The organism is Microcoleus sp. MON1_C1 (assembly GCF_036701945.1).
GTDB lineage: Bacteria > Cyanobacteriota > Cyanobacteriia > Cyanobacteriales > Microcoleaceae > Microcoleus.
Map to the genome: position 1 here is coordinate 1 of NZ_JAUBRO010000076.1, position 21,916 is coordinate 21,916.

The 21,916-nt window shown below is 47.0% G+C and carries 19 protein-coding genes and 1 pseudogene; 14 read left to right on the forward strand and 6 right to left on the reverse strand.

The genetic code is table 11. The features are described 5' to 3' along the window. Positions 1-227 (forward strand): hypothetical protein (locus QUA62_RS26955; RefSeq protein ID WP_333407907.1); only part of this gene is annotated, 227 nt, incomplete at its 5' end. 53 nt (positions 228-280) lie between these two features. Here the strand turns inward: QUA62_RS26955 and QUA62_RS26960 are convergent. After that, the gene (locus QUA62_RS26960; RefSeq protein WP_333407909.1) at positions 281-1,954 is read right to left on the reverse strand and encodes an asparagine synthase-related protein; all 1,674 of its coding nucleotides are present in this window, start codon (positions 1,952-1,954) and stop codon (positions 281-283) included. Positions 1,955-2,041: 87 nt separating this feature from the next. Continuing rightward, entirely contained in the window at positions 2,042-3,487 is a 1,446-nt protein-coding gene (locus tag QUA62_RS26965; protein ID WP_333407911.1) for a protein kinase domain-containing protein, read from the reverse strand. Between the two features lie 2 nt (positions 3,488-3,489). Between QUA62_RS26965 and QUA62_RS26970 the strand changes: the two genes are divergently transcribed. Beyond that, a complete protein-coding gene (locus tag QUA62_RS26970; protein ID WP_190663890.1) occupies positions 3,490-3,630 on the forward strand; it encodes a hypothetical protein in 141 nt (46 codons plus the stop codon). Here QUA62_RS26970 and QUA62_RS26975 read toward each other — a convergent pair. Continuing rightward, positions 3,627-4,631 (reverse strand): LysR family transcriptional regulator, encoded by a 1,005-nt coding sequence (locus QUA62_RS26975; protein ID WP_333407913.1) that lies wholly within the window; start codon positions 4,629-4,631, stop codon positions 3,627-3,629. The two genes, QUA62_RS26970 and QUA62_RS26975, sit on opposite strands and share 4 nt — an antisense overlap. 236 nt (positions 4,632-4,867) lie before the next feature. On the opposite strand from QUA62_RS26975, the gene QUA62_RS26980 reads away from it, so the two are divergent. From QUA62_RS26980 to QUA62_RS27010, 7 genes are all read left to right on the forward strand, one after another. Further along, positions 4,868-5,581, forward strand: coding sequence for an NnrU family protein (locus tag QUA62_RS26980; RefSeq protein WP_333407915.1), 714 nt, complete (start codon positions 4,868-4,870; stop codon positions 5,579-5,581). A gap of 44 nt (positions 5,582-5,625) precedes the next feature. Then, on the forward strand, positions 5,626-6,003 hold the full coding sequence (locus QUA62_RS26985) for a thioredoxin family protein (protein ID WP_333135247.1): 378 nt from the start codon (positions 5,626-5,628) through the stop codon (positions 6,001-6,003). Between the two features lie 361 nt (positions 6,004-6,364). Continuing rightward, a complete protein-coding gene (locus tag QUA62_RS26990; protein ID WP_333407929.1) occupies positions 6,365-8,410 on the forward strand; it encodes an NAD(P)H-quinone oxidoreductase subunit 5 in 2,046 nt (681 codons plus the stop codon). Between the two features lie 454 nt (positions 8,411-8,864). Then, positions 8,865-10,451 carry a photosynthetic/respiratory NAD(P)H-quinone oxidoreductase subunit D1 gene (gene ndhD1, locus QUA62_RS26995; protein ID WP_445301724.1) on the forward strand — a complete coding sequence of 529 codons (1,587 nt, stop codon included), beginning with the start codon at positions 8,865-8,867 and terminating at the stop codon, positions 10,449-10,451. A gap of 150 nt (positions 10,452-10,601) precedes the next feature. Continuing rightward, positions 10,602-11,639, forward strand: a complete 1,038-nt coding sequence (locus QUA62_RS27000) for a restriction endonuclease (RefSeq protein WP_333407917.1) — start codon at positions 10,602-10,604, stop codon at positions 11,637-11,639. A gap of 43 nt (positions 11,640-11,682) precedes the next feature. Next, positions 11,683-11,829 carry a hypothetical protein gene (locus QUA62_RS27005; protein ID WP_333407919.1) on the forward strand — a complete coding sequence of 49 codons (147 nt, stop codon included), beginning with the start codon at positions 11,683-11,685 and terminating at the stop codon, positions 11,827-11,829. Between the two features lie 199 nt (positions 11,830-12,028). Continuing rightward, a complete protein-coding gene (locus QUA62_RS27010) occupies positions 12,029-12,745 on the forward strand; it encodes a methyltransferase domain-containing protein (RefSeq protein ID WP_333289506.1) in 717 nt (238 codons plus the stop codon). A gap of 195 nt (positions 12,746-12,940) precedes the next feature. On the opposite strand, the gene QUA62_RS27015 is transcribed toward QUA62_RS27010, so the two are convergent. After that, complete coding sequence (locus QUA62_RS27015; RefSeq protein WP_333407921.1) at positions 12,941-13,684, reverse strand: LuxR C-terminal-related transcriptional regulator; 744 nt, start codon at positions 13,682-13,684, stop codon at positions 12,941-12,943. Positions 13,685-13,776: 92 nt separating this feature from the next. Here QUA62_RS27015 and QUA62_RS27020 point away from each other — a divergent pair, with 92 nt between their 5' ends. The 5 genes from QUA62_RS27020 (at position 13,777) to QUA62_RS27040 (ending at position 18,610) form a co-directional block, all read left to right on the forward strand. After that, positions 13,777-14,214 carry a DUF6220 domain-containing protein gene (locus QUA62_RS27020; RefSeq protein ID WP_333407922.1) on the forward strand — a complete coding sequence of 146 codons (438 nt, stop codon included), beginning with the start codon at positions 13,777-13,779 and terminating at the stop codon, positions 14,212-14,214. Next, positions 14,215-14,649: an MAPEG family protein gene (locus QUA62_RS27025; protein WP_333407924.1), complete on the forward strand. Its 435-nt coding sequence runs from the start codon at positions 14,215-14,217 to the stop codon at positions 14,647-14,649. 781 nt (positions 14,650-15,430) lie between these two features. Further along, positions 15,431-16,432, forward strand: coding sequence for an ABC transporter substrate-binding protein (locus QUA62_RS27030; protein ID WP_333289498.1), 1,002 nt, complete (start codon positions 15,431-15,433; stop codon positions 16,430-16,432). Continuing rightward, entirely contained in the window at positions 16,420-18,147 is a 1,728-nt protein-coding gene (locus QUA62_RS27035; protein WP_445301725.1) for an ATP-binding protein, read from the forward strand. The genes QUA62_RS27030 and QUA62_RS27035 overlap by 13 nt, the downstream gene beginning before the upstream one ends. Positions 18,148-18,391: 244 nt before the next feature. After that, a complete protein-coding gene (locus QUA62_RS27040; RefSeq protein WP_333407925.1) occupies positions 18,392-18,610 on the forward strand; it encodes a hypothetical protein in 219 nt (72 codons plus the stop codon). Between the two features lie 61 nt (positions 18,611-18,671). On the opposite strand, the gene QUA62_RS27045 is transcribed toward QUA62_RS27040, so the two are convergent. Beyond that, positions 18,672-21,167 (reverse strand): ATP-binding protein, encoded by a 2,496-nt coding sequence (locus tag QUA62_RS27045; protein WP_445301726.1) that lies wholly within the window; start codon positions 21,165-21,167, stop codon positions 18,672-18,674. 495 nt (positions 21,168-21,662) lie between these two features. Further along, a pseudogene (locus tag QUA62_RS27050) lies at positions 21,663-21,916 on the reverse strand (IS630 family transposase); the annotation flags it as partial.

The following is a 21,916-nucleotide window of genomic DNA, read 5'->3' on the forward strand; positions in this document are numbered from 1 at the left end:
TGTTAGCTTTGAGAACGGCTATATCTTATAGATTTGTCGGTTGGCTCCAAGATAATGGTGACGTATTTGCCATACACATAGCAGGTTCGATGCTCTGTTTGGGCTTGAATTTTGTTCAAGTCCCGTTAAAAGGCTGGCAGCCTAAAAAATGTCAACTGGGTGCTATAAACAAGAGCGAAAACCGCATAGGAAAAATGCCGCTGTCGATCGAGAAATTTGGGGGTTAAGTGCTGAAGTTGACACGACGCAAGGCACGGCGGCGTGTCCTAATTGTGAATAACTAACGGCGATTCACTTGTAACCAAATTTCCAGCGTCACCAGCAGCCACAGCTTCAGTCCATAGCGGGGAAAAACTTCTCCACGATAGTTTAGCCACTCGCGGATTAGTGTTCGATCGAGGTAAGGCGCGATCGCCGCATGACGATTCAGCAGCAGCGATCGCGCTTGCCGCTGCCAATCCCTCAAAAACCACTGCTGCATCGACATCACCATCCCGCTTTTCGGACGGTTGACAATGACATCGGGCAGCAAATCCGCCACAGCAGCCTTGAGAACCGCTTTTTCCTGCGCGCCCGAAAGCTTATATTCTGGCGGAATTTGCAAACTTAGTGCCACCATCCGCGAATCAAACAAAGGCGATCGAGCTTTTAGTCCCGCCGCAGCCGTGAGATTATTCACCTTGGTCAAAATGTAATCGGCTCCTTTAAACTCAATGTTGAGCCGCATCAGCCGATTCAAAAACGTCGTTTCTGTCTGTTGCAATTCCTCAGCAAAGACGGAAGGCGCATTCTTCACCTTTTCCCATACCTCCGGCTTCAGCAAACGTGGCAAATCCACATAGCATTTTTGAAACGAAGTCAAGTAAGCTGCGATCGGATCGGCTTTAACCTGAACCGAACCGTACAAACTATTCAGCAGCATCGGCTTATTTTTCGGCCCGCCAAAGCACGGATCGCCGCCTTCGCCATTCAGTACCACGTCTGCGAATTGCTTTGCCGATCGCCCCAAGAGCAAATTGGGAACCGTCAAGCCTTCCCCCACCGGATCATCCATCGCCGCCAGCGTTTCCGGTAGCAACTCCCAAATTTGCTTTGGCGAAACTTCTAAAATATGGTGCTCAGTGCCACAATGTGCTGCGACGATGTTGGCAAATTCAATCTCGCTGGGATATTGAGCGCCAAAGTGCATCGAAAAAGTGTGTACCGGACGATCGTGCAGCCTTGTGGCGATCGCCGTGACGCAACTTGAATCAATACCACCCGAAAGATATGCTGCGACTGGTTCTCCCGCTGGTAGCGCTTCCTGCACCAGTTGTTCCAAAAGCGATCGCACTTGTTGACTGTGCCATTCCAAAGGGCGATCGGCGTTAGTAATTTGCTCCTGTGGCTGCCAGTATCTCTGCGCCTCAATATCCGGTAAGTACAGGTAGCTACCGGGCCGCAACTCTCGCACCGCTTCCCACAGCGTTTGTGCTCCGGGTACAAACGCACAGCACAAGTAGTCGCGCAAAGCAACTAAATCAAGTTCTCGATCGTGATACGGATTGAGCGATCGCAGTCGAGGCGCGATCCAGCGAGTAGTTCCTGCACGGGTGTAATAAAGGGTTTTGGCTCCAACGCGATCGCGCCCCAGACACAAGGTTTCCTCGTCTATATCCCACACGGCAAGGGCAAATTGTCCTGACAGCAAGCTCAGTGTTTTAGTAGCGTACTGCTCCCACAGCCGCGCCACGATCGCCAAATCGCTCAATCCATCTGTGTCAATCTGTTGTTTGAGCGTGGGGGTGCGATCGAAGCAGCAGTCACCTACCAGCACAAATCGCTGATTCGGGCTGAAGGTGGGTTCAGCTCCGATTATGGCAAAACCGGAAGTTTCCCAAGTTGCAGGGTGCGATCGGGCTGCGGGGCCCCAAGCAATGACCCAATTAGGGTAGATAGACTTCTGAGTCTGCATTTTAAATTAGACATCTCCCATAATTAATTATTGTGGAACAGGCATCTTGCCTGTTCAAAACAGGCAATTCTTGCGATGACTATTACATTAAAAAACGTTTGAAAGTAACTTATAAATCAAGCGAAAAATAGCTGTTCCAGCGATCGCACCCAAAGCACCCAACCATCCCACAAACAACACGCCAGTGATCGGAGAATTCGGATAAATCGCAAGTGCCGCCGTCTGCAAAGCCGGGAAAAACCACAGCAAAGCCACAGTACCTCCACCAATAATCAACATCTCAGTTTGTTCGATCGCCCTGCGGTACTGCCCGTAAATCAAACCCGCCACAATCATCCCCAACAATCCGATACTCAAGCCAGGAGAGGGCAACAAACTCGTCAGGGCGATCGCCAGCACCCCTCCCTCAAAACCCGTAAACGCCGCCCCCGACAAAACCTCCCAAATCGAAAAAGTCCCTCTCTGCGAAGGTTGCAGCCCTCCAGGCGGTGTTGCAGGAACCCGTACAGGAGGAGGCAGAGTCGGTTGAAGAGGTATCGGAGGCGGCGCCACCACGACTGTAGGTTGTTGAGAATGTTGTTGAGGCCCAGACATCAGAGCCGCTTCCACCTCACTCGCAGATTGAAAACGCTGGCTGGGAGCTGATAATAACATTCGATCGAGAACGTGAGCCAAACGCGAACTTACCTGCACCCGCGACTGCCAATTCCACTCGTTTCTGTAACTATCAAAAAGCTCCGTCGGCTGCAAACCGCTCAGCAAAGTAATACAAGTCACAGCCAAAGCATACAAATCCGTTGCCGGATAAACTTCTTGCCCGCTCATCTGTTCTGGCGGAGCGTAACCCAAAGAATAAATACCAGTCGAAGCTTTTGCACTCCCAACACTTTGTGTTACTTGTTTAACAGCCCCAAAATCTAATAAATAAAGCCGACCGTTTTTACCCCGCATAATATTAGCAGGTTTAATATCCCGGTGAATCGAACCGCGAGAGTGCACAAAATCGAGAACCTTCAAAATTTCCCGCAGCACCTCCACGGTTTCCGCCTCCGAAAACCTGCCTTTTACAGCTTGTTCATCCTCCAAGTTTTTACCGTCAATAAATTCTTGAACCAGATAGAAAAACTGATCGTTTTTTCCCGGCTGCAAACTCGCAACAGTCAGCTCAAAGAAAGCCAGCAAACTCGGAATTTGGGAATGTTCGTTTCCCAGTTCTTCCAGCACCGCCGCTTCCCGTTCAAACAGAGTTTGAGCGATTTTTAGCTGGGGTGGAGTCAGACTTACCGACGGCTGCAAAAGTTTAGCAACGCACTGCCGCATCGCCGGAGTATAGCGGTCTCTGGCCAAAAATGCCGCCCCAAAACCGCCTTGACCCAATAACCTCACGGGCAAATAGCGGCCGCTCAAAATCAGGGGCATCCCGCAAGCCGTGCAAAACTTTTGCTGCACCGTTTTCAGCAGCGAACTGTCATTGAGGTCGGGAAAATAGTTTTGAGGGCGCGGGCAGCCCGGGCGGGTGCAGTAAACTTCCATTTTTGTTTGCTAAGAAGAAGGAAGAGGGAAGAAGGAAAAGGGAAGAAGGAAAAGGGAAGAAGGAAGAAAAAGTGATGGTTAAACCAGATTTCGATTTCTCAACTCACCGCGAACTGCTAACTGCCAGCGACCTAAGAGATTAACTTCCCGCCGAGTTGGGAGTTGCTATTTCTATGAATCCCAAATCGAGGGCCGGGGGTTCTTTCTTCTCCAGGATGGTCGAATAAGTAGCAAAGTGAGGCAAAATTTCATTGCTGAAAGCCTCTGCTGCTTTAGAACGGTAGCGGTTGGGGTTGTAAATCAGCGACAAAATGCGAGTTACCAAAACTTCGTCCATTTGAGATTTGTGCAAGACGCCCATGAGCAACTCTTTTTCGATCGCCGAAACCGAGACAAAAGCAGCTCCCAGCCCCGACTGAACGGCATTTTTAATGGCTTCGATCGAATTTAGTTCCATCTCTATTTTCAAGCGGCGCGTGTCTATGCCGCAGCGAGTCAGTACCTGATCGATTACTTTGCGGATCGTAGACTGCGAATCGAGGGATATAAACTGCAATTTGTAAAGGTCTTCTTTTTGGATACTTTCTTGTTGTACCATCGGGTGGGACGGAGGAAGAATCAGAGCCAGTTCGTCCTCAGCGTAAGGAACAATTTCTAAAGCTTCTACAAGTTCGGTAGGAATCTCTCCGCCAACAATTGCCAAATCGATTTGCCCGTTGGCAACACTCCATGCCGTGCGGCGAGTCGAGTGAACGTGAAGCTGTACTGCTACATCCGGGTACTTTTGGCGGAACATTCCGATCATCCGGGGCAGCAAATAGGTTCCCGTTGTTTGAGAAGCGCCGACGATCAAAGTACCGCCTTGGAGATTTTGCAAGTCTTCCAGAGCTCGACAAGTTTCCTGGCAAAGCGATAAAATTTTCTCGCCGTAACTCAGCAGCAGGTGTCCGGCTTCGGTCAGTTGCGCCCGCCGCCCCCCCCGGTCAAACAGCGGCACGTCCAACTGTCTCTCTAAGTTTTGCACCTGCAAGCTAACTGCTGGCTGGGATACATAGAGGCTGTCCGCGGCGCGTTTGAAGCTTCCTTCAGAGGCGATCGCCTTGAGAATGCGTAACTGGTCTAAAGTGAAAGGAAGGTCAGACATATATCTAAATTGTCAGTTGTCAGTTGTCAGTTGTCAGTTGACGGTTGACGGTTGACTGTAGGCAGCGAACAGCAAACAGCGAACAGTCAACAGCGAACAGTCAACAGCGAACAGCGAACAGTCAACAGTCAACAGCGAACAGTGAACAGTTAACTGACTGATAACCGCTGAATGCTCCCATAGATACTTTGTGACACAAATTGGCCGAGAATCAATAACTTTTCTTAATATTTGCAATGACGATCGACTTGGCGCTCGACTCCCACTTAGTTATTCTGGGTCTGTTATTGGTTTTTGCGATCGCCCACAGCGGTTTAGCAGCCCTCCGGCCCAAAGGTGAAAAGCTAATCGGGCCGAGACTTTACCGCGTTTTTTTTGCCCTTGTCAGTTTGCCGCTAGCCGTCATTCTGATTGTCTACTTTTTCAACCACCGCTACGACGGCGTACAGCTTTGGCAAGTACAGGGATTACCCGGAGTTAAACCCGCAGTTTGGATACTTTCGGCAATTTCCTTTCTGTTTTTGTACCCAGCAACTTTCAACCTCCTAGAAATTGCCGCCGTCCAAAAGCCCCAAGTTCACCTCTACGAAACTGGCATCATTCGTATCACCCGTCACCCGCAAATGGTGGGACAACTGATTTGGTGCGTCGCCCACACCCTGTGGATTGGCACTAGCTTTACCCTCGTCACTTCCATCGGTTTGGTACTTCACCACCTGTTCGGAGTGTGGCACGGCGACAGGCGGCTTCAGGCTCGTTTTGGAGAATCCTTTGAAACCATCAAATCTCGAACCTCAATCATGCCTTTTTTGGCAATCCTACAAAAGCGTCAAACCCTTGATTTGCTTGAGTTTCTGCGCCCTTCCTACCTAGGTGTACTGATTTTTACTGGTTTGCTGTGGGAAATTCATCCTTTTTTGATGCGTGTAACTAGGAACATATACTGGTAGCATGATCCCTAGGATAGAAAAAAAATTATTAAATTTGAGGGCTCATGGTGTTGTCGGTTAGCGAACGCACTTTTGCACAAGAGGTGTTTCAAGCCTCTACCCCCGTTTTAGTTCACTTTTCGGCTCCTTGGTGCGGTTTGTGCCGCGCGATCGACCCCACCCTTAAGACTTTTGAGGCACAGTGGGCAGAAAAAGTCAAGCTCGTAGGGGTGAATGCCGATCAATGTTTCAAGTTAGCCCACACTTATCGGCTGACAAGTCTGCCGACGCTGATTTTGTTTGAGGGCGATAAAGTTCGCTTTAGATTGGAAGACTACAAAGGACGCGAGGAACTGCGGCGGACTCTGGATTCCTGGATGCTCGCGGCTCACGTAGCTTCCCCATCTCAACGGCTGCAACTTCAGGAAGTCGCCAACAGGTAAGGGTTCCAAGGCATTCGGCTATTGTTTAGAAGGCCTTCGGCTTTTATGTCGGAAGCAGAAGGCATTCCCCATTTGTCCATCAACCATCCCAAACCAAAATAAATCTCGCCGTCTTGAAGGTACAGGACTGTGAGATTTGTCGTATAGTTTTAGTTTGCACCGGAATAATTTTCGGCGTTTATGGCGATCGTTCCGCCTGCGATGAAAAAAGTAGTGCGATCGTCTCGCTTGCGATGGCGCTCGGCTATAGCAATACTTAAAGAATTGGATCGAGTATTTTGGCCCAGTCGCGCAGGCGTGTGCCACAATTTGTAAAGAATTGTGGCAATATCTAGTAGAAACTTTAAATTACCTATCAGTCATGGAACTGCTTTATCAATACGCTTGGCTGATTCCAGTCCTGCCGCTGGCAGGCGCAATGCTAGTAGGTCTAGGCTTAATCACCTTTAACCAGGCAACCAACAAACTTCGACAAGCAAATGCGATATTAATCGTCTCCGCACTCGGAGGGTCAATGGTACTCTCTTTCGCATTGCTGTGGAGTCAACTACAGGGCCACGCACCCTACACCCGCAGTATTCAGTGGGCTTCTGCTGGCGACTTCTCGCTGAATATGGGCTATATTATCGACCCCCTAACGTCGGTGATGCTGGCGATCGTCACTACGGTCGCCTTTTTGGTGATGATTTACACCGACGGTTACATGGCTCACGATGACGGGTACGTGCGCTTTTACGCCTACCTGAGCATCTTCAGCGCCTCGATGTTGGGTCTCGTAATCAGCCCCAACATCGTTCAGATTTACATTTTTTGGGAACTGGTAGGTATGTGTTCGTACCTGCTAGTCGGATTTTGGTACGATCGCAAACCCGCTGCTGACGCTTGCCAAAAAGCTTTTGTCACCAACCGCGTCGGCGACTTCGGCCTGCTGCTGGGCATCCTCGGCATTTACTGGGCCACCGGCAGCTTTGAATTTGAGGTGATGGGCGAACGCCTGCACTCCTTAGTCGAATCCGGGGCCCTCAGCGCGACTCTGGCGACACTCTTCGGCGTCCTCATATTTTTGGGGCCAGCAGCCAAATCCGCTCAATTCCCCCTCCACGTCTGGCTGCCAGACGCAATGGAAGGCCCGACACCGATTTCGGCATTAATCCACGCCGCGACAATGGTAGCGGCCGGCGTATTCCTGATCGCTCGGATGTACCCAGTGTTTGAGGGGCTGCCGGCAGTCATGAATTTGATCGCCTGTACCGGCTGTTTTACGGCATTTATGGGTGCTTCGATCGCGATTACCCAAAATGACATCAAAAAAGGCCTCGCCTACTCCACCATCTCCCAACTCGGCTACATGGTGATGGCAATGGGCGTCGGCGCTTACAGTGCCGGACTTTTCCACTTGATGACTCACGCTTATTTCAAAGCAATGCTGTTCCTGTGTTCAGGTTCAGTGATTCACGGTATGGAAGCAGTTGTAGGCCACAACCCCGCTCTCGCTCAAGATATGCGAGTCATGGGCGGCTTGCGGAAATATATGCCGATTACCTCTGCTTGCTTTTTAATCGGAAATTTGGCAATCTGCGGAATTCCGCCGTTTGCTGGTTTTTGGTCAAAAGACGAAATCCTCGCCAGTGCCTTCGCAGCAAATCCCGCTTTGTGGGCTGTTAGCTGGCTGACGGCCGGGATGACCGCGTTTTATATGTTCCGAATGTATTTCAGCACCTTTGAGGGTGAATTCCGGGGCAATGACAGCGCTATCAAGCGGCAACTCCTGCAACCCGGTGTTGTTTTTGGCCCGGGAGCGATGAACGTTAAGGAATTGGCCTCAACTGGCGACAGTCACGATGAGCACGACCATTTGCCTCACGAATCTCCTCTGACAATGGCTCTGCCGTTAGTCTTGCTGGCAGTACCTTCTGTGTTTATCGGTTTTCTCGGTACGCCGTTTGCCAATTATTTCGAGCAGTTTGTTCGCGCTCCTGGCGAGTCTCTCGAAGAAGTTTTGGCACACGCTGCTGAGTTCAATTTGACGGAATTTTTGATTATGGGCGGAAGCTCTGTAGGTATTGCTTTGCTGGGCATTACTTTGGCTTCTATGATGTATTTGAGCCGTAAAATTGACCCAAGTGCGATCGCGCAAAAAATCAAACCGCTTTACGAGTTCTCCCTCAACAAGTGGTATCTCGACGATATCAACGAATTTCTCTTTGTCAAAGGCAGCCGCCGTTTAGCGCGGCAAGTCATGGAAGTGGATTTGCGAGTCGTCGATGGTGCCGTCAACTTAACAGGGTTTCTCACTCTGGTTAGCGGCGAAGGTTTGAAATACTTTGAGAGCGGTCGCGCTCAATTTTATGCCCTGATTGTGTTTGTCGCAGTTCTGGGTTTTGCGATCTTTTCAGGAGTCAGTTAAATCGGTAGCGACACGGCCTTGTCCATTGGTGTCAACAACCATGTCAAACCTAGTACGGGTCTGGTGTCTGACGATTAGGGTTCGCTCCCCCCTCGCCCCCCTTCTTAAGGGGGGCAGGAATCTTCTCAAAGTCCCCCTCCTTAAGGGGGATTTAGGCGGAGCTAGACTCAGGTAAAAGCAATATTTATCAAGGGTTTTAGGCTTAACTTTACACGCTTTGGGCATTGCCGTATCCCCATTAGGAGATATTTGAAGAAATGGTATTAGGTTAATAAATCACAATTGACAATTAGCAAATAGAAATAAATCTTTCATTAAAATTCACTGTTGCGATCGCATAATTTGTCCAAATAATAGAAAAAAAAATTGTTCCGTCTAAAGAAAGTATAAAATTTAGGCTAAAATTGGCAAAATGTGTTTAAACCTAATAACTGATGGATCATTTTAAAACGCAATGGATACAGCTAACTTTCCCTGGTTAACAACAACAATTCTGTTTCCCATTGCTGCGTCCTTGCTGATTCCTTTAATTCCCGATAAGGATGGCAAGACGGTGCGGTGGTATGCCCTAATTGTGGGTTTGATCGATTTTGCCCTACTTGTTTACGCTTTTTACACTCAGTACGACTTCAGCAATCCAGATTTGCAACTGGTAGAAAGTTACTCTTGGGTTCCGCAACTCGATTTAAATTGGTCTGTGGGTGCTGACGGTTTATCGATGCCGCTGATTTTGCTGACTGGTTTTATTACCACTTTAGCTACTTTAGCAGCTTGGCCGGTCACTTTTAAACCGAAGCTATTTTACTTTTTGATGCTGGCGATGTACGGCGGCCAAATAGCAGTTTTTGCCGTGCAGGATATGCTGCTGTTTTTCCTGGTTTGGGAACTGGAATTAGTTCCGGTTTACCTGATTTTGTCGATTTGGGGCGGGAAAAAGCGCCTTTACGCAGCAACTAAGTTTATCCTGTACACGGCAGGGGGTTCGCTGTTTATTTTGGTTGGCGCGCTGACGATGGCGTTTTACGGCGATACGGTGACTTTCGATATGCGGGCGATCGCAGCTAAAGATTACGCCCCCAATGTAGAATTGCTCCTGTACACAGGTTTCTTAATAGCTTACGGCGTCAAACTGCCGATTTTTCCCCTGCACACTTGGCTCCCTGACGCTCACGGCGAAGCAACCGCACCCGCCCATATGTTGCTAGCAGGAATTCTGCTAAAAATGGGCGGTTACGCTTTACTGCGGATGAATGCGGGAATGCTCCCGGATGCTCACGCTACTTTCGCACCCATCTTGGTAATTTTGGGTGTGGTTAACATTGTTTACGCGGCATTAACTTCTTTTGCTCAGCGCAATTTGAAGCGGAAAATTGCTTATTCTTCGATTTCGCACATGGGGTTTGTGTTAATCGGGATAGCTTCGTTTACCGATTTGGGAACCAGCGGTGCAATGCTGCAAATGGTTTCCCACGGTTTAATCGGGGCGAGTTTGTTCTTTATGGTGGGCTGCACTTACGATCGCACTCACACGCTCATGCTGGACGAAATGGGCGGTGTAGGGCAGAAAATGCGTAAGGTTTTCGCGATGTGGACTGCTTGTTCTATGGCTTCTTTGGCTTTGCCGGGAATGAGCGGTTTTGTAGCAGAATTGATGGTGTTTGTAGGTTTTGCAACGAGCGATGCTTACAATCCTGTTTTTAAGGTTTGCGTGGTATTTCTAGCTGCTGTCGGGGTGATTTTGACTCCGATTTATCTGCTGTCGATGCTGCGCGAAATCTTCTACGGGCCTGAGAATAAGGAATTGTCGGAGCACGAGGAATTGGTGGATGCGGAACCGCGAGAAGTGTTTGTTATTGCGGCTCTGTTAGTGCCGATTATTGGCATTGGTTTGTATCCTAAGATGTTGACTCAGGTTTACGATGCGACTACTGTACAGTTGACTGCAAGATTGCGGGATTCTGTGCCGTCGCTTGTGGCTAAGGCTGCTGCGGATAAAACTGTGTCTCTGCGTGCTCCGGCGATCGAGCCGAGTAAGTTGTGATTTGAATTGGATTTAGGAAGAAAACCCCCAAACCCGATTTTAAAATCGGGTTTGGGGGTTTTCTATTTTGTTTTGGGCGATCCAAACTGAATTATTTGGTGGTTGTGCTATCCTAGTGGAGTCTCTGTTAAAAACATTACATTAGCAGCCATGCCGACACCTTCCACAAGTCATTTACCAAAACCTAAATCTTGGGATGAATTTGAGGATATTACATGGGAAATTTATCAACGAAAATGGCAGGACAATCATGCACAGAGATATGGCAGAAGTGGACAGCCACAAAATGGTATTGATATTTATGGTCGGCCAAACAGTTCCGACAAGTATATAGGTGTTCAGTGTAAACGATATGAGGATAACAAGCTAAACCAGCAAATAATCCAGGCAGAGATTGTCAAAGCAGAATGCTTTTCACCTCCACTCAGTGAATACATTATTGCAACTACGGCATCAAGAGATACAAAGCTTCAAGATTTTGTCCTATCTTTAAATGAAAAGCGTAGAGTAGAAAATAAGTTCTCTGTCTATATAGTGTTTTGGGAAGATATATGCAATGACTTGGCAGATCCCAATAATCGTGATTTACTCAAGAAGTATTATTCTGTGTGGGAACAGATATTTAGCAATCAAGAGAAATCTATAAGTAGTGAGCAGGTTGCATCTATTCATTGTCTTTTGAGCTTGGAAATACAGCAAGACTGCAACTTACTTGAGGAACTTCTTAATCAAAATCAAGATGCTTTATCGAAAAAATGGCAATCATGCTTTAGTAAAAATCGCGGCGTATGGCGAGAGCAGTCGTATCGTTTACTTCTTGCTAAAAGTAGTAGAGAGTTAATGTCAAAAATTCAAAAATTTTACCAGCAATTAGATGAGATTGAGACTAGATGCAAAAGTCTAGCTGCCTTGAGATGTAGAATTAAATTGCTTGATTCAAAACCCATATTTACAGATTCTAAGGGTGGGATTTTGGGATTTGATACAAAACCTTTACACCCTTTGGGTAGTGGCTCCTACACATACTCAGACCTGAAAGAGGAATTTGATTTAAGGGAAAGATACTCTACGGACTTCAATAAGCTGAAAGAAAAAGTTCATGAAACGCTGAATATTGGCAATCAAATAACTTGTGAGTTCAATAAAATTATGCAATTGCTCGGACTTGATATAACAAGCCCGTTGTAGGCAGACTGTATCGAGGTCGTTGAAGGTGGAGTTGAGAATTTTCATGCACAATACCCCATACTTCAAAATTACCAGTGGGTCGATCGCCCTTCAATTCGCTACAATCGCTCTCTTAATCTCTAGCGTTATTGTTCTGCCAAGAGTGCGATATTTGTCAAGGGCGATCGCACCCTCGCAAGTTGTAATTTGAACCGGATGCGAGTGAGGACACCCCAAAACCTCGATTATTAAACGGGTTTTGGGGTTTTCTATTTTTTTTAGGGCGATCGAGCTTTTAGGATTCTTATTATTTTTGTTGGGCCCGAACCCAGTAAGTTTTGAAGCAAGGCGCTAAAATCCAATTCAGATAGCTATTAAAATACAGATTGCAAGCTTATTGGCTGTCCAGAATGCAAAATCAAGAGTCATCTATCGTTTTCGATCGAGAACGCGCTTCTTCCTACGACAAAAGATTCGCTAAATTGGCTCCGATGCGCGACGCACTTCATTTACTGATCGGGCTGGTACTTTCCGAACTTCCTGCAGATGCACGGATTCTCTGTGTCGGCGCAGGAACCGGTTTGGAATTGATTTATCTCGCCCAAACCTTTCCCCAGTGGCAGTTTACTGCGGTAGAGCCTGCGGCACCGATGCTTGACCTCTGTCGCCAACGCGCCGAAGAGTGCGGTATCGCGTCACGTTGCACTTTTCACGAAGGCTATCTCGATTCACTGCCCGCATCGCACTCTTTCGATGCTGCGACTTGCCTTCTGGTTTCTCACTTCTTTATGCAACAAGATGAGCGGCGCAACTTTTTTAGTCAAATTGCTTCACGACTTTGCCCTAACGGATATTTGGTCAGTGCGGATCTGGCTTCCGATATGTCTACTTCAGAGTACCAAAGCCTTTCCGAGGTTTGGCTGCGAATGCTGAGGTATGCCGAAGTGCCTGCTGAGGAGATTGAAAAGTTTCGTGATTCTTATGGTCGAAATACTGCTGTGCTACCGCCAATTGAAGTCGAATCAATAATTGCATCCAGTGGCTTTGATACACCTGTATTGTTCTTACAGACCCTTCTGATTCATGCCTGGTATGCTAGGCGAACACCACCCTCGCTAGAAGTGTAGTTATCAACAGCAGCCGAAAAATCTCGTGAAGTGGACTGACAAAAACCAAGTGTGAGGGTGCTTTCGTTTTCTGGAAGCCCCAGAACCGAGTCGCGCCGAAGAGCGATCGCAATACCCGATACTTCAAAATTATCACTAGAGCGATCGCTCTTCACTTCGGTATTGCGATCGCTCTCGGGGTTTCTAGCGTTAAGTTTATTGGTGGGTGTTCTGCATCAAGTTGGATGGAGAGCTTTTTACACTTGGCAAATTATATTTGGTCGCGGAAAGCTGTGCCACCATTTCTGCACGAGACGAAACCTCAAGCTTGCGGAACATTCGCTTCAAAGCTTGCTTCACTGAATTCTCAGTGATCCAAAGTTCCCTCCCAATTTCTGCGTTGGTTCGCCCCAAAGCAACCAATTCGGCAATTTGCAATTCACGAGGCGTTAGGCGTGAGGTCTTGAAAGGTTGGTGTTGCGATTCCCTACCGGATAGCTTCGCTTCGCGGACTGTTGCAGCCCAAACAGACAAGTGCAAACAGATCGCACTCAAATCGGCTAGATTTTGTGTATCAAAGGCGGGCATTGACTGTTCTCGGGTACAGCCCACTACACCCGCTAATTTACCGCTATTTACGATCGGTCCCGCCATCACGTGCCAATGATCGGGTCGGGGACAAATTATTGTCCAAACCTTGGGAGATGCCACCAATGCTTCATGGACAGGAGCGTGACGCTCCACTAGATAACGCACAACAGGATTATGTTCGATTGATAGTCCAATTTGCAGTGTTTTCTGAAGATTACTATCTACCAAGGGCAGTCGATCGAAGAAAAAGATTCCCGATCGCTTAGCTGCAAAATACTCACCGATTTGGGGCAGGACTTGCGATCGCAAAACTTGTTCGTCCTTTACCTGGTCGAGCGCTTCAAATAAAAGCTGCAAGGGACTTGTCATGGTCATGGTCTCAAAAAGAGTACCCGATCGAGGTCTAGAAGCATTGGAATACTCGAATTATATTACCCTTGTAATCTCAAAAGCAACTTGACATGACAACCTGTTCGGAAACCGACCGCGAGCGCACTCCCACACGTTGGATACAGATCGGCTTTTATGCGACTTCAATAGTCTTTAATGTCTGCTTAATTGCTCAGTTATTGACGGTTGGAATTGCCTACTTCAATAATCCTGCATGGTGGAATATTCATGTTTGGCTAGTGCGAGGGTATGGTGGGCTGTCATTAGTCTTACTGGGATGGTCGTTTATCGCCCCCTTCTCACGCAGAATACGACATCTCGCCGCAAGTTTGCCCCTGCTGCTCGGACTACAATTTGCCAGCATTCATCTCAAGAGTCCTCTTCACCTAGAGATACTACATCCTCTGATTGGATTTACGTTGCTCTATGTTTCTTCAAGCCTTGTACATCGCATATCGCGCACTTTATCGTCCAGCAATTATCAAAATAATCAAATTGGAGAGGTATAAATGACCCAAGAAGCAATCTTCAGTCCCTTCTTTGCCACAGTGTTTCTAACACTCATAGTCTGGGTGTATATGTACATACGCCGTATCAGTTTTATCACAAGTATAAAACTCAGTCAAAAGGATTTTGCTGTACCGGGCGCACTGGCGCAGATATCGCCACCAAGCGTATCCAATCCATCGGATAACCTAAAAAACTTGTTCGAGATTCCGGTACTTTTCTATGCGCTTGTCCTATACCTCTTCATCACGAAGCAGGTGGATGCAGTGTATGTAAACGCCGCGTGGGTCTTCGTTGTGTTTCGCGTATTGCATAGCGCTGTCCATTGCACATTCAATCTCATCATAGTTCGGTTCTACCTCTACCTATTTGCCACGCTCGCGGTGTGGTTCATCGCGATCCGCGCAGCACTTATCCACTTTGGCACAATTGATTAACCTCGCTCAAATGAGCTAGAAGTTATCAACAGTCACCGAACAATGAGCGTGCAGCGGAAAGCCCGCTCTGTTTCTGCGTGTGTGTTCGGTGTCTTGGGGGCGGTCTGCCACTGAACCGAGTCGTGAACTCGCGATCGCAATACCCAATACTTCAAAATTACCCGTAGGTCGATCGCCCTTCAATTCGGTGCGATCGCTCTCTTAGTTTCTAGCCTGATTATTCTGCCAAGAACCCGATATTTGTCAAGGGCGATCGCACCGAGCAAGTTTTGATTCGATCGGGTTCTTATAGGCAAAAAACATAGCAAGAAAACCCCCAAATTAGGTTTAAAAATGGGGTTTGGGGGAATTCGTTGAGGCGGGGAAGCATTCTCTTCCTGCTGATCTCGTTATTGATCGGGATCTTGGACGGAATCTTCCCATGTGAATGAACCGTGGATGGCAGCGGCCCCGGAACCGCCAGAGCAACGAACCCCTCAACTCCAGGAAGCGATTCGCATCGCAAGATCGGCGTTGTGTAGAAGTTCTAACCACATTTGCCTGGAGATGAATCGGTGAATTTTTATGTGCGGGAATCAGCGACGATTTCTTGATTTTGGTTGGATTTGGTAATGAATTATAAGCGAGCAGAATAGTTCTATTTTACATTTGTTTTAGGCGTTTTTTCAGGGAATGACATCCAGAAAAGTTCTTGCTATCATCGACGAACAAGAGCGTTGAGGCGGCATAGATGACTGGCAAAGCTCAGACCGGGACTAGACAATTATTGCGTAGGTGTTGGTTGACCTTAACGAAATGGCGATCGCTCAGTGCCCTCTGCGTTTTGACACTGGCGGTTAGCCTGATTGTGAATGCTTGTAGCCTTGCACCACAGCAACTAGCTCCCCTGCGCGTGGGAATCGTCAGTTGGGCAGGATTTGATATCGCACTTTATGCTCAGGAAGTCGGATTATTCAAACAGCGCGGATTAGACGTGCAACTCATTCGGTTTGAGAATCAACAAGATTCGACTCGCGCCATGCTGCGCGGTAATCTTGATGCTAATTTCGCTTCTTTGTGGGATGTGGTGCAGTCTGATTCGAGAAGTGACAAGCCTGCTGTGGTGATGGTAACAAGTATTTCTCATGGGGGTGATGGTATTGTTGCTCAACCTGCAATCAAGTCAGTGGCAAATCTTCGTGGTAAAAGAGTCGGATGTAAACTGGGAACAGTGAATCATCTGATTTTATTGGAAGCCCTGAAGTTGCACCAGATTAAACCCGAAGAGGTCAAGATTGAAGATATTTCTAACGAAACAGCGGTTGATTTGATGCAGCAGGGACGTTTAGATGCCGCCGTGATCTGGCAACCACTTCTAGGCGCAACTGCCCAAGCAATCAAAGGAAATATTATTTTTACCACTAAGGAAGTTGATAGTTTAGTTATTGATACGTTGGTTTCTCGGTCAACTCTTATTCGCCAGAAAAAAGCTGAAGTGAAGCAATTTATTAGGGCTTGGTTTGATATTATGAGTGCGGTGGAAACAAAGCCTAATCAAGTGTTTCAAAAAGTGGCTCAAAGCCTGGGACAGAAGGGTGAGGCTTTTGCTAAAGATTACGCAGGTGTGAAAAAGGGTGACATTGCCATGCAGCAGAAGATGTTTCTGTCTGGTAGGTTGCCAGAGGCGATCGCTCAAATGGCTGAACTATTAAAATCTGACCCCCGTGCCGGACGGATGCCGCGTCAGGATGTGGAGATTAACACTGAGATTGTAACTACAGCAATCAATGAATGGAAATTATGACGAAATTCGTGCATCCCCATAGCTTGTCGCAGCGCTTGCTGGTTAGCGTTGGGTTGTCGATTACCACAGTTGGACTGGCAATTCTGGGACTTAACTATCGGCTGATGCAGTCTGACTTAGAAACGCAAGTTCATAACCGGGCTCAATCAATTACACAATCTCTGGAGTTTTCTACAGAAGGCTTAGTAGAGTTGGAGAATAAAAGCATTCTGCGACGGGTTGTGCAAAATTTTGCCACGATGCCCGGTGTGCTAGAAATTGCGATTGTCGATCCATCTGGAATGGCGATCGCGCGCAGCCCTCAGAATGCGACTAATCAGCCATACACTTCGATCTATCCGCAACTCGCGCAAGCGATCGACCAAGCGGCAACCACAAGCGTCGAAGTCAGCTACGATATCGTACTAGATGGCAAGCCTGCGATCGCACAAATTATGCCTTTTAGCAGTACCTTATTTGGCACATCCCAACGACGGGGAGTAGCGATCGCGCTACTCGATCTCAACCAAATGAAGCAAGCTGCCGACAGAACTTTCATTACCTCAACATTGTTATTGCTAGTTGGCATCATCACAATTTTGTTACTCATGGGGATACTCCTTCAGAAGAATGTATTGCAACCCTTGCGGGACTTGACAGAAGCAGTTTCCCAAAGTAAAAAAACTGGCATCTTTCCTATGCCAAAGACGATTCCAGCTAACGAAATTCTATTTTTGGCAAGCACATTTGAGGAAGTATTCCGACAATTGGAAATCCACCAGCAACTCACCGCCGAAATAGCTCAACGAAAACAAATAGAAGTCACATTACGCGATAGCGAAGCCAGAGAACGAGACAAATCTCAGCAGCTTGAGCAGGCAATTGAGACTTTAAAACGAACGCAAACCCAACTGATTCAGACCGAAAAAATTTCCTCCTTGGGGCAATTAGTTGCAGGAGTAGCCCATGAAATTAACAATCCGGTCGGCTTCATTCATAGCAATCTAATTCATGTACAATATTGTGCTGACTGTCTATTAAATTTGGTACACCTATATCAAAAGCATTATCCAAACGCGATTGGGGAAATTGAGAAAGAAGCAGAAAATATTGACCTGGACTTTTTGCAAGATGATTTACCTAAAATTCTGAGTTCTATGAGAATTGGTACCGATCGCATTCGCCAGATTGTGCTGTCACTCCGCAATTTTTCCCGAATGGATGAGTCAGAATTTAAAGAAGTTGATATCCATGAAGGAATTGATAGCACGCTGTTAATTTTGCAACATCGTCTCAAAGCGCGGCCGGAACATCCAGAAATTAAAGTCATTCGAGAATATGGTGATTTACCGCTAGTTGAGTGTTATGCCGGACAACTTAACCAAGTATTTATGAATATTTTGGCAAACGCTATTGATGCACTCGAACAAATAAATACTCAACGGGTAGCTTGCTCGATCGAGAGGCACCCATGTTGTATTACAATTTGTACCTCGGTGGTAGATTCGCAATGGGTTAAAATTGCGATCGCCGATAATGGCAATGGAATTCCAGAATCAATTCAAACACAGATATTCAATCCATTTTTTACAACAAAGCCTGTAGGGAAGGGAACCGGAATGGGAATGGCGATTAGTTATCAGATTATTACTGAAAAACATGGTGGGACGCTTAGGTGTTTTTCAACGCCAGAAAAAGGGACGGAGTTTGAGATTTGTATTCCTGTTCAGCATTAGGGGTTGGCAATATAGAATTGTTTATTACACAGGCGGTATTTTTGAGGATTAATAAGGGAGGCGCGATCGCCATGACCCGAAATTGACAATCGATCATAATTGTGATATTCTTTTTATAAGCTGAAGTTAATCCCTTAATGCAACTCTAGAAAAAGCCACGATTAAAAGCTAGAAGCTTGACTTGATGGCTCGAATCAATAGGACAATCAAATGAACACAAGTAATATAAAGTCTTTTTCAGTTGATGGTCTTTTCGGCACAATCGATCGTTAGCTGGCGATCGCAATACTCAATACCCAATACTTCAAAATTACCATTTGGTCGATCGCCCATCAATTCGGTATTGCGATCGCACTTGCGGGTTTCTATCCTTATTGTTATACGGAGAGTGCGATCTTTGGACTGGGGCGATCGCGCTTCTAAGATTCTTACGGCTTCAGATCGAGCAGTTGGCGGTAATTAACACCCCGATCGATTATGGTACCGCCTCAGATTGTTTGAGGGCTGCACTGAACGCGAAGTGGTTAAGATTCAGCAGGGATCGGGAATGCTGAAATTGTCTGTTGCCGAATGGGGATCTCAATCACAAACTTAGTGCCTGAGCCAGGTGTAGAAAAACACTTGATTTTACCGCGATGTTTTTCAGTAATGATGTGATAACTAATCGACATCCCCAAACCCGTACCTTTACCGATGGGTTTGGTCGTGAAAAACGGGTCAAAAATGCGCTGCTTCACTGGGTCTGGCATACCCATGCCGTTGTCAGCGATCGCCACCTCGACCCATTGATTGTCGATCGCAGAAGTCCGAATTGTAATCTGAGGCGGGGTGTCTTTAAGCTCCTGATAGGAGCGTTTGGTATTCATGTCCTCAAGGGCATCCAGAGCATTCACCAAAATATTCATGAATACCTGATTGAGTTGTCCGGGGAAACATTCCACCTTGGGCAATTTGCCATAGTCTTTGATTACTACGACGGCTCGACGATCCGATCTATCTTTGATCCGGTGTTGCAAAATCAGCAATGTGCTCTCAATTCCCTCATGGATATCAACATCTTTGAAATCTGCTTCATCCATGCGAGAAAAGTTCCGCAACGAGACGACAATACCGCGAATTCGCTCGGTGCCTACCTTCATAGACGACACGATTTTTTGGATATCTTCAGTGACGAACTCCAAGTCGATTTCCTCTGCCATTGCTTGCACGTCTGGATCGTTGCTGGGATGGCGCTGTTGATAGAGTTCTATCATCCGCAACAGATTTTGGGTATATTCGTCCAGGTGGGTAAGATTACCGTGGATGAAGTTGACCGGGTTATTGATTTCATGGGCAATTCCCGCAACCAACTGTCCCAAGCTAGACATTTTTTCGCTTTGGATAACTTGCATCTGAGCTTTTTTCAGTTCGTTTAGGGTCGTCTCCAGTTCTTTAGCTTGCGCGGTCGAGGAGATTGCTAGTTCTTCGATCGCAGCAACCTGGGGCAGAGTTGTCCAGCAAGCAATTGCCACCCCCACAAATGCCAGCGTCATCAACACAATAATCAGCAGATAGGGATTCTTGGTTCCGGTTTCTACCCGCAGCCAGGAGCGAATCAGCCAACTGATCGTCGCTGTACCACAAATCAGCGCAATCAAAATTCCGACCTGAAGCACAACAAAGTATTCGTTTTTAGGAGGAGTTACTGGCTTGGTATGGAGTCGATCCCACCACGGTAAATGCAAAGATGCCCAAGGAATCCGCAGAATCGCAGCGTCGATCGCTATCACTACTAACGGCAACAGCAATCCCAGACCAAAATCCATCCATCCCCAGCTAACGCCACCCACCACCAGGGAAATGAACTCGACCACCAGTAATGCTAAGGATAGTCGCCCCCAACGCACGACTGGATCGTTGCGCTGCATCCACAGCCCCAAGTGCAACCCCATGATAGAAATGAAAAAACTCACGCCTGACACCACGACAATTCGAGTGGTGTTGCCCCATACTAAAAATCCTAAACTACAGATAAAGGTTAGCAGCAGCGCGGGTTCTAGGGAACCTCGACGGGACACTGCGCCAAACACCGGAGACAACAGCCCATCCTGCGCGAGTTGGAAAAGGATGCGGGGCGTATTGCAAACGCTAGTCGCAGATCCCAACAAACAGCTAGCGGCAACCAGCAACGTGACTAGGGCAGGGGCAGCGTCTCCCCAGAAAGGCTTGGCAGCCGCCAGGAAATTGCCGTATAAATTGCCTTCTAAACCGGCAGCGGTTGCCAACTGCACCAACACTAAACTGCCGCCCACAAACACTAGAGGCATGAACCAGGCAACCCAAGACAGCGCCTTGAGGGTGTCTTTTGGGTGCACACTGTCTGCTACAAAGGATGAAGCTGTATCGCAGCCATAGAAGCTATAAGCGGCAAACAAGTACCATTTGAGCCAGTCCTGGACACTGATGGCATCAATGCTGCTGGGCAAGAGTCCGGGGCTTTGGGGCGAAAAGGCAAGCCAGCCTAAACCCTGAACGCAGAAGAGGAGTAAAAAGCCGATCGAAGGAAAGATAAAAAAGAGGTGCAGAATGGCGACGGCGCGGGTGCCACTTAATGCTAAAAAGTAAGCGATCGCAGTAAAACCGATCTCAAACACTTTTTCTGGAATATTCAGCCCCATCGGTTCTAAATGGAATTGAATCAAGTTTGTGAGGACGATCGCATTAATGGGCGGAAAGGAAACCCACCCCAAGTAGTAGGCAATCCCCAAGTAGCGGGAAAGGGCAGGGTAACGATGGAGCAATCGCGTGATGTAATTTGGTGTTCCTCCAGATACATCTGGATATTTCTCACCCAAACTCTGAACTTGAAGGTTAAACAGAATTCCGACGATAACACCAGGAATCCAGACCCACAGCGATGCAGAGCCAATTTCTGCTTGGATCAACGGCGCTAAGGTAAACCACATCAGATATCCAACCACACTAAACCCCCAAGCTTCCGCAGAGGACATGGTGCGCCGGAGGCGATTCAGAAATGGCACAGGATCTATTTCCATAACAAGCAGATAGGGGTAATCCTATTGTGATACAATTGCAATTTTTACACTCAATAAAAAAAGAAATATTTAGTCTTTTTTTATAGTGATGAAAATTCTCAGATCGAGCTGATGTAGCGGTGAAAGATTGAGGCAATCAGTTGAGGTTGCTAGCGCTCGCACTCTCGATCACAACAACTTATTGGAACTGATATCTTGCACCAGTTGCAATAAGCCTTTCATGGGCGGGCTAGAAGAGCAACGGCCCACAAAAAAAGTCACTTTTTGTGGAAGAGGTCGAAAAGCCTGTTAAGCGAGAAGGGTGCAATATTTCGGTTGAAGCTGACTCTATTGAGTCTTTTCACTTTGTTTAATGTGACTTTAGCTAGCGATCGCAATACTCAATACCCAATACTTCAAAATTACCTGCGGGCGATCGCTCTTTAATTCGGTGCGATCGCTCTCTGAGTTTCTATAGCGTTCCTAATTGAGTTGTGAACACTAACCATACATATAAAGTTTGGGAAATTCAAATATTTGACGATTCAGAAAAAACATAAATAACCTCTTTACTATGGTAAAAGATTTACAGCGATAGGCAAATTTTCTCAAGAGATTCTTTCCTTGTAACCAAATATCTTCTACTGGATTTTGTTCGGGGGCATTCGGGGCAAATAAGATACAATTTATTTGCCATTCTTCGGGAGATTTTCCGTCATTTACTAATTCTAAATATTCTCTTAATTCTTGTGACT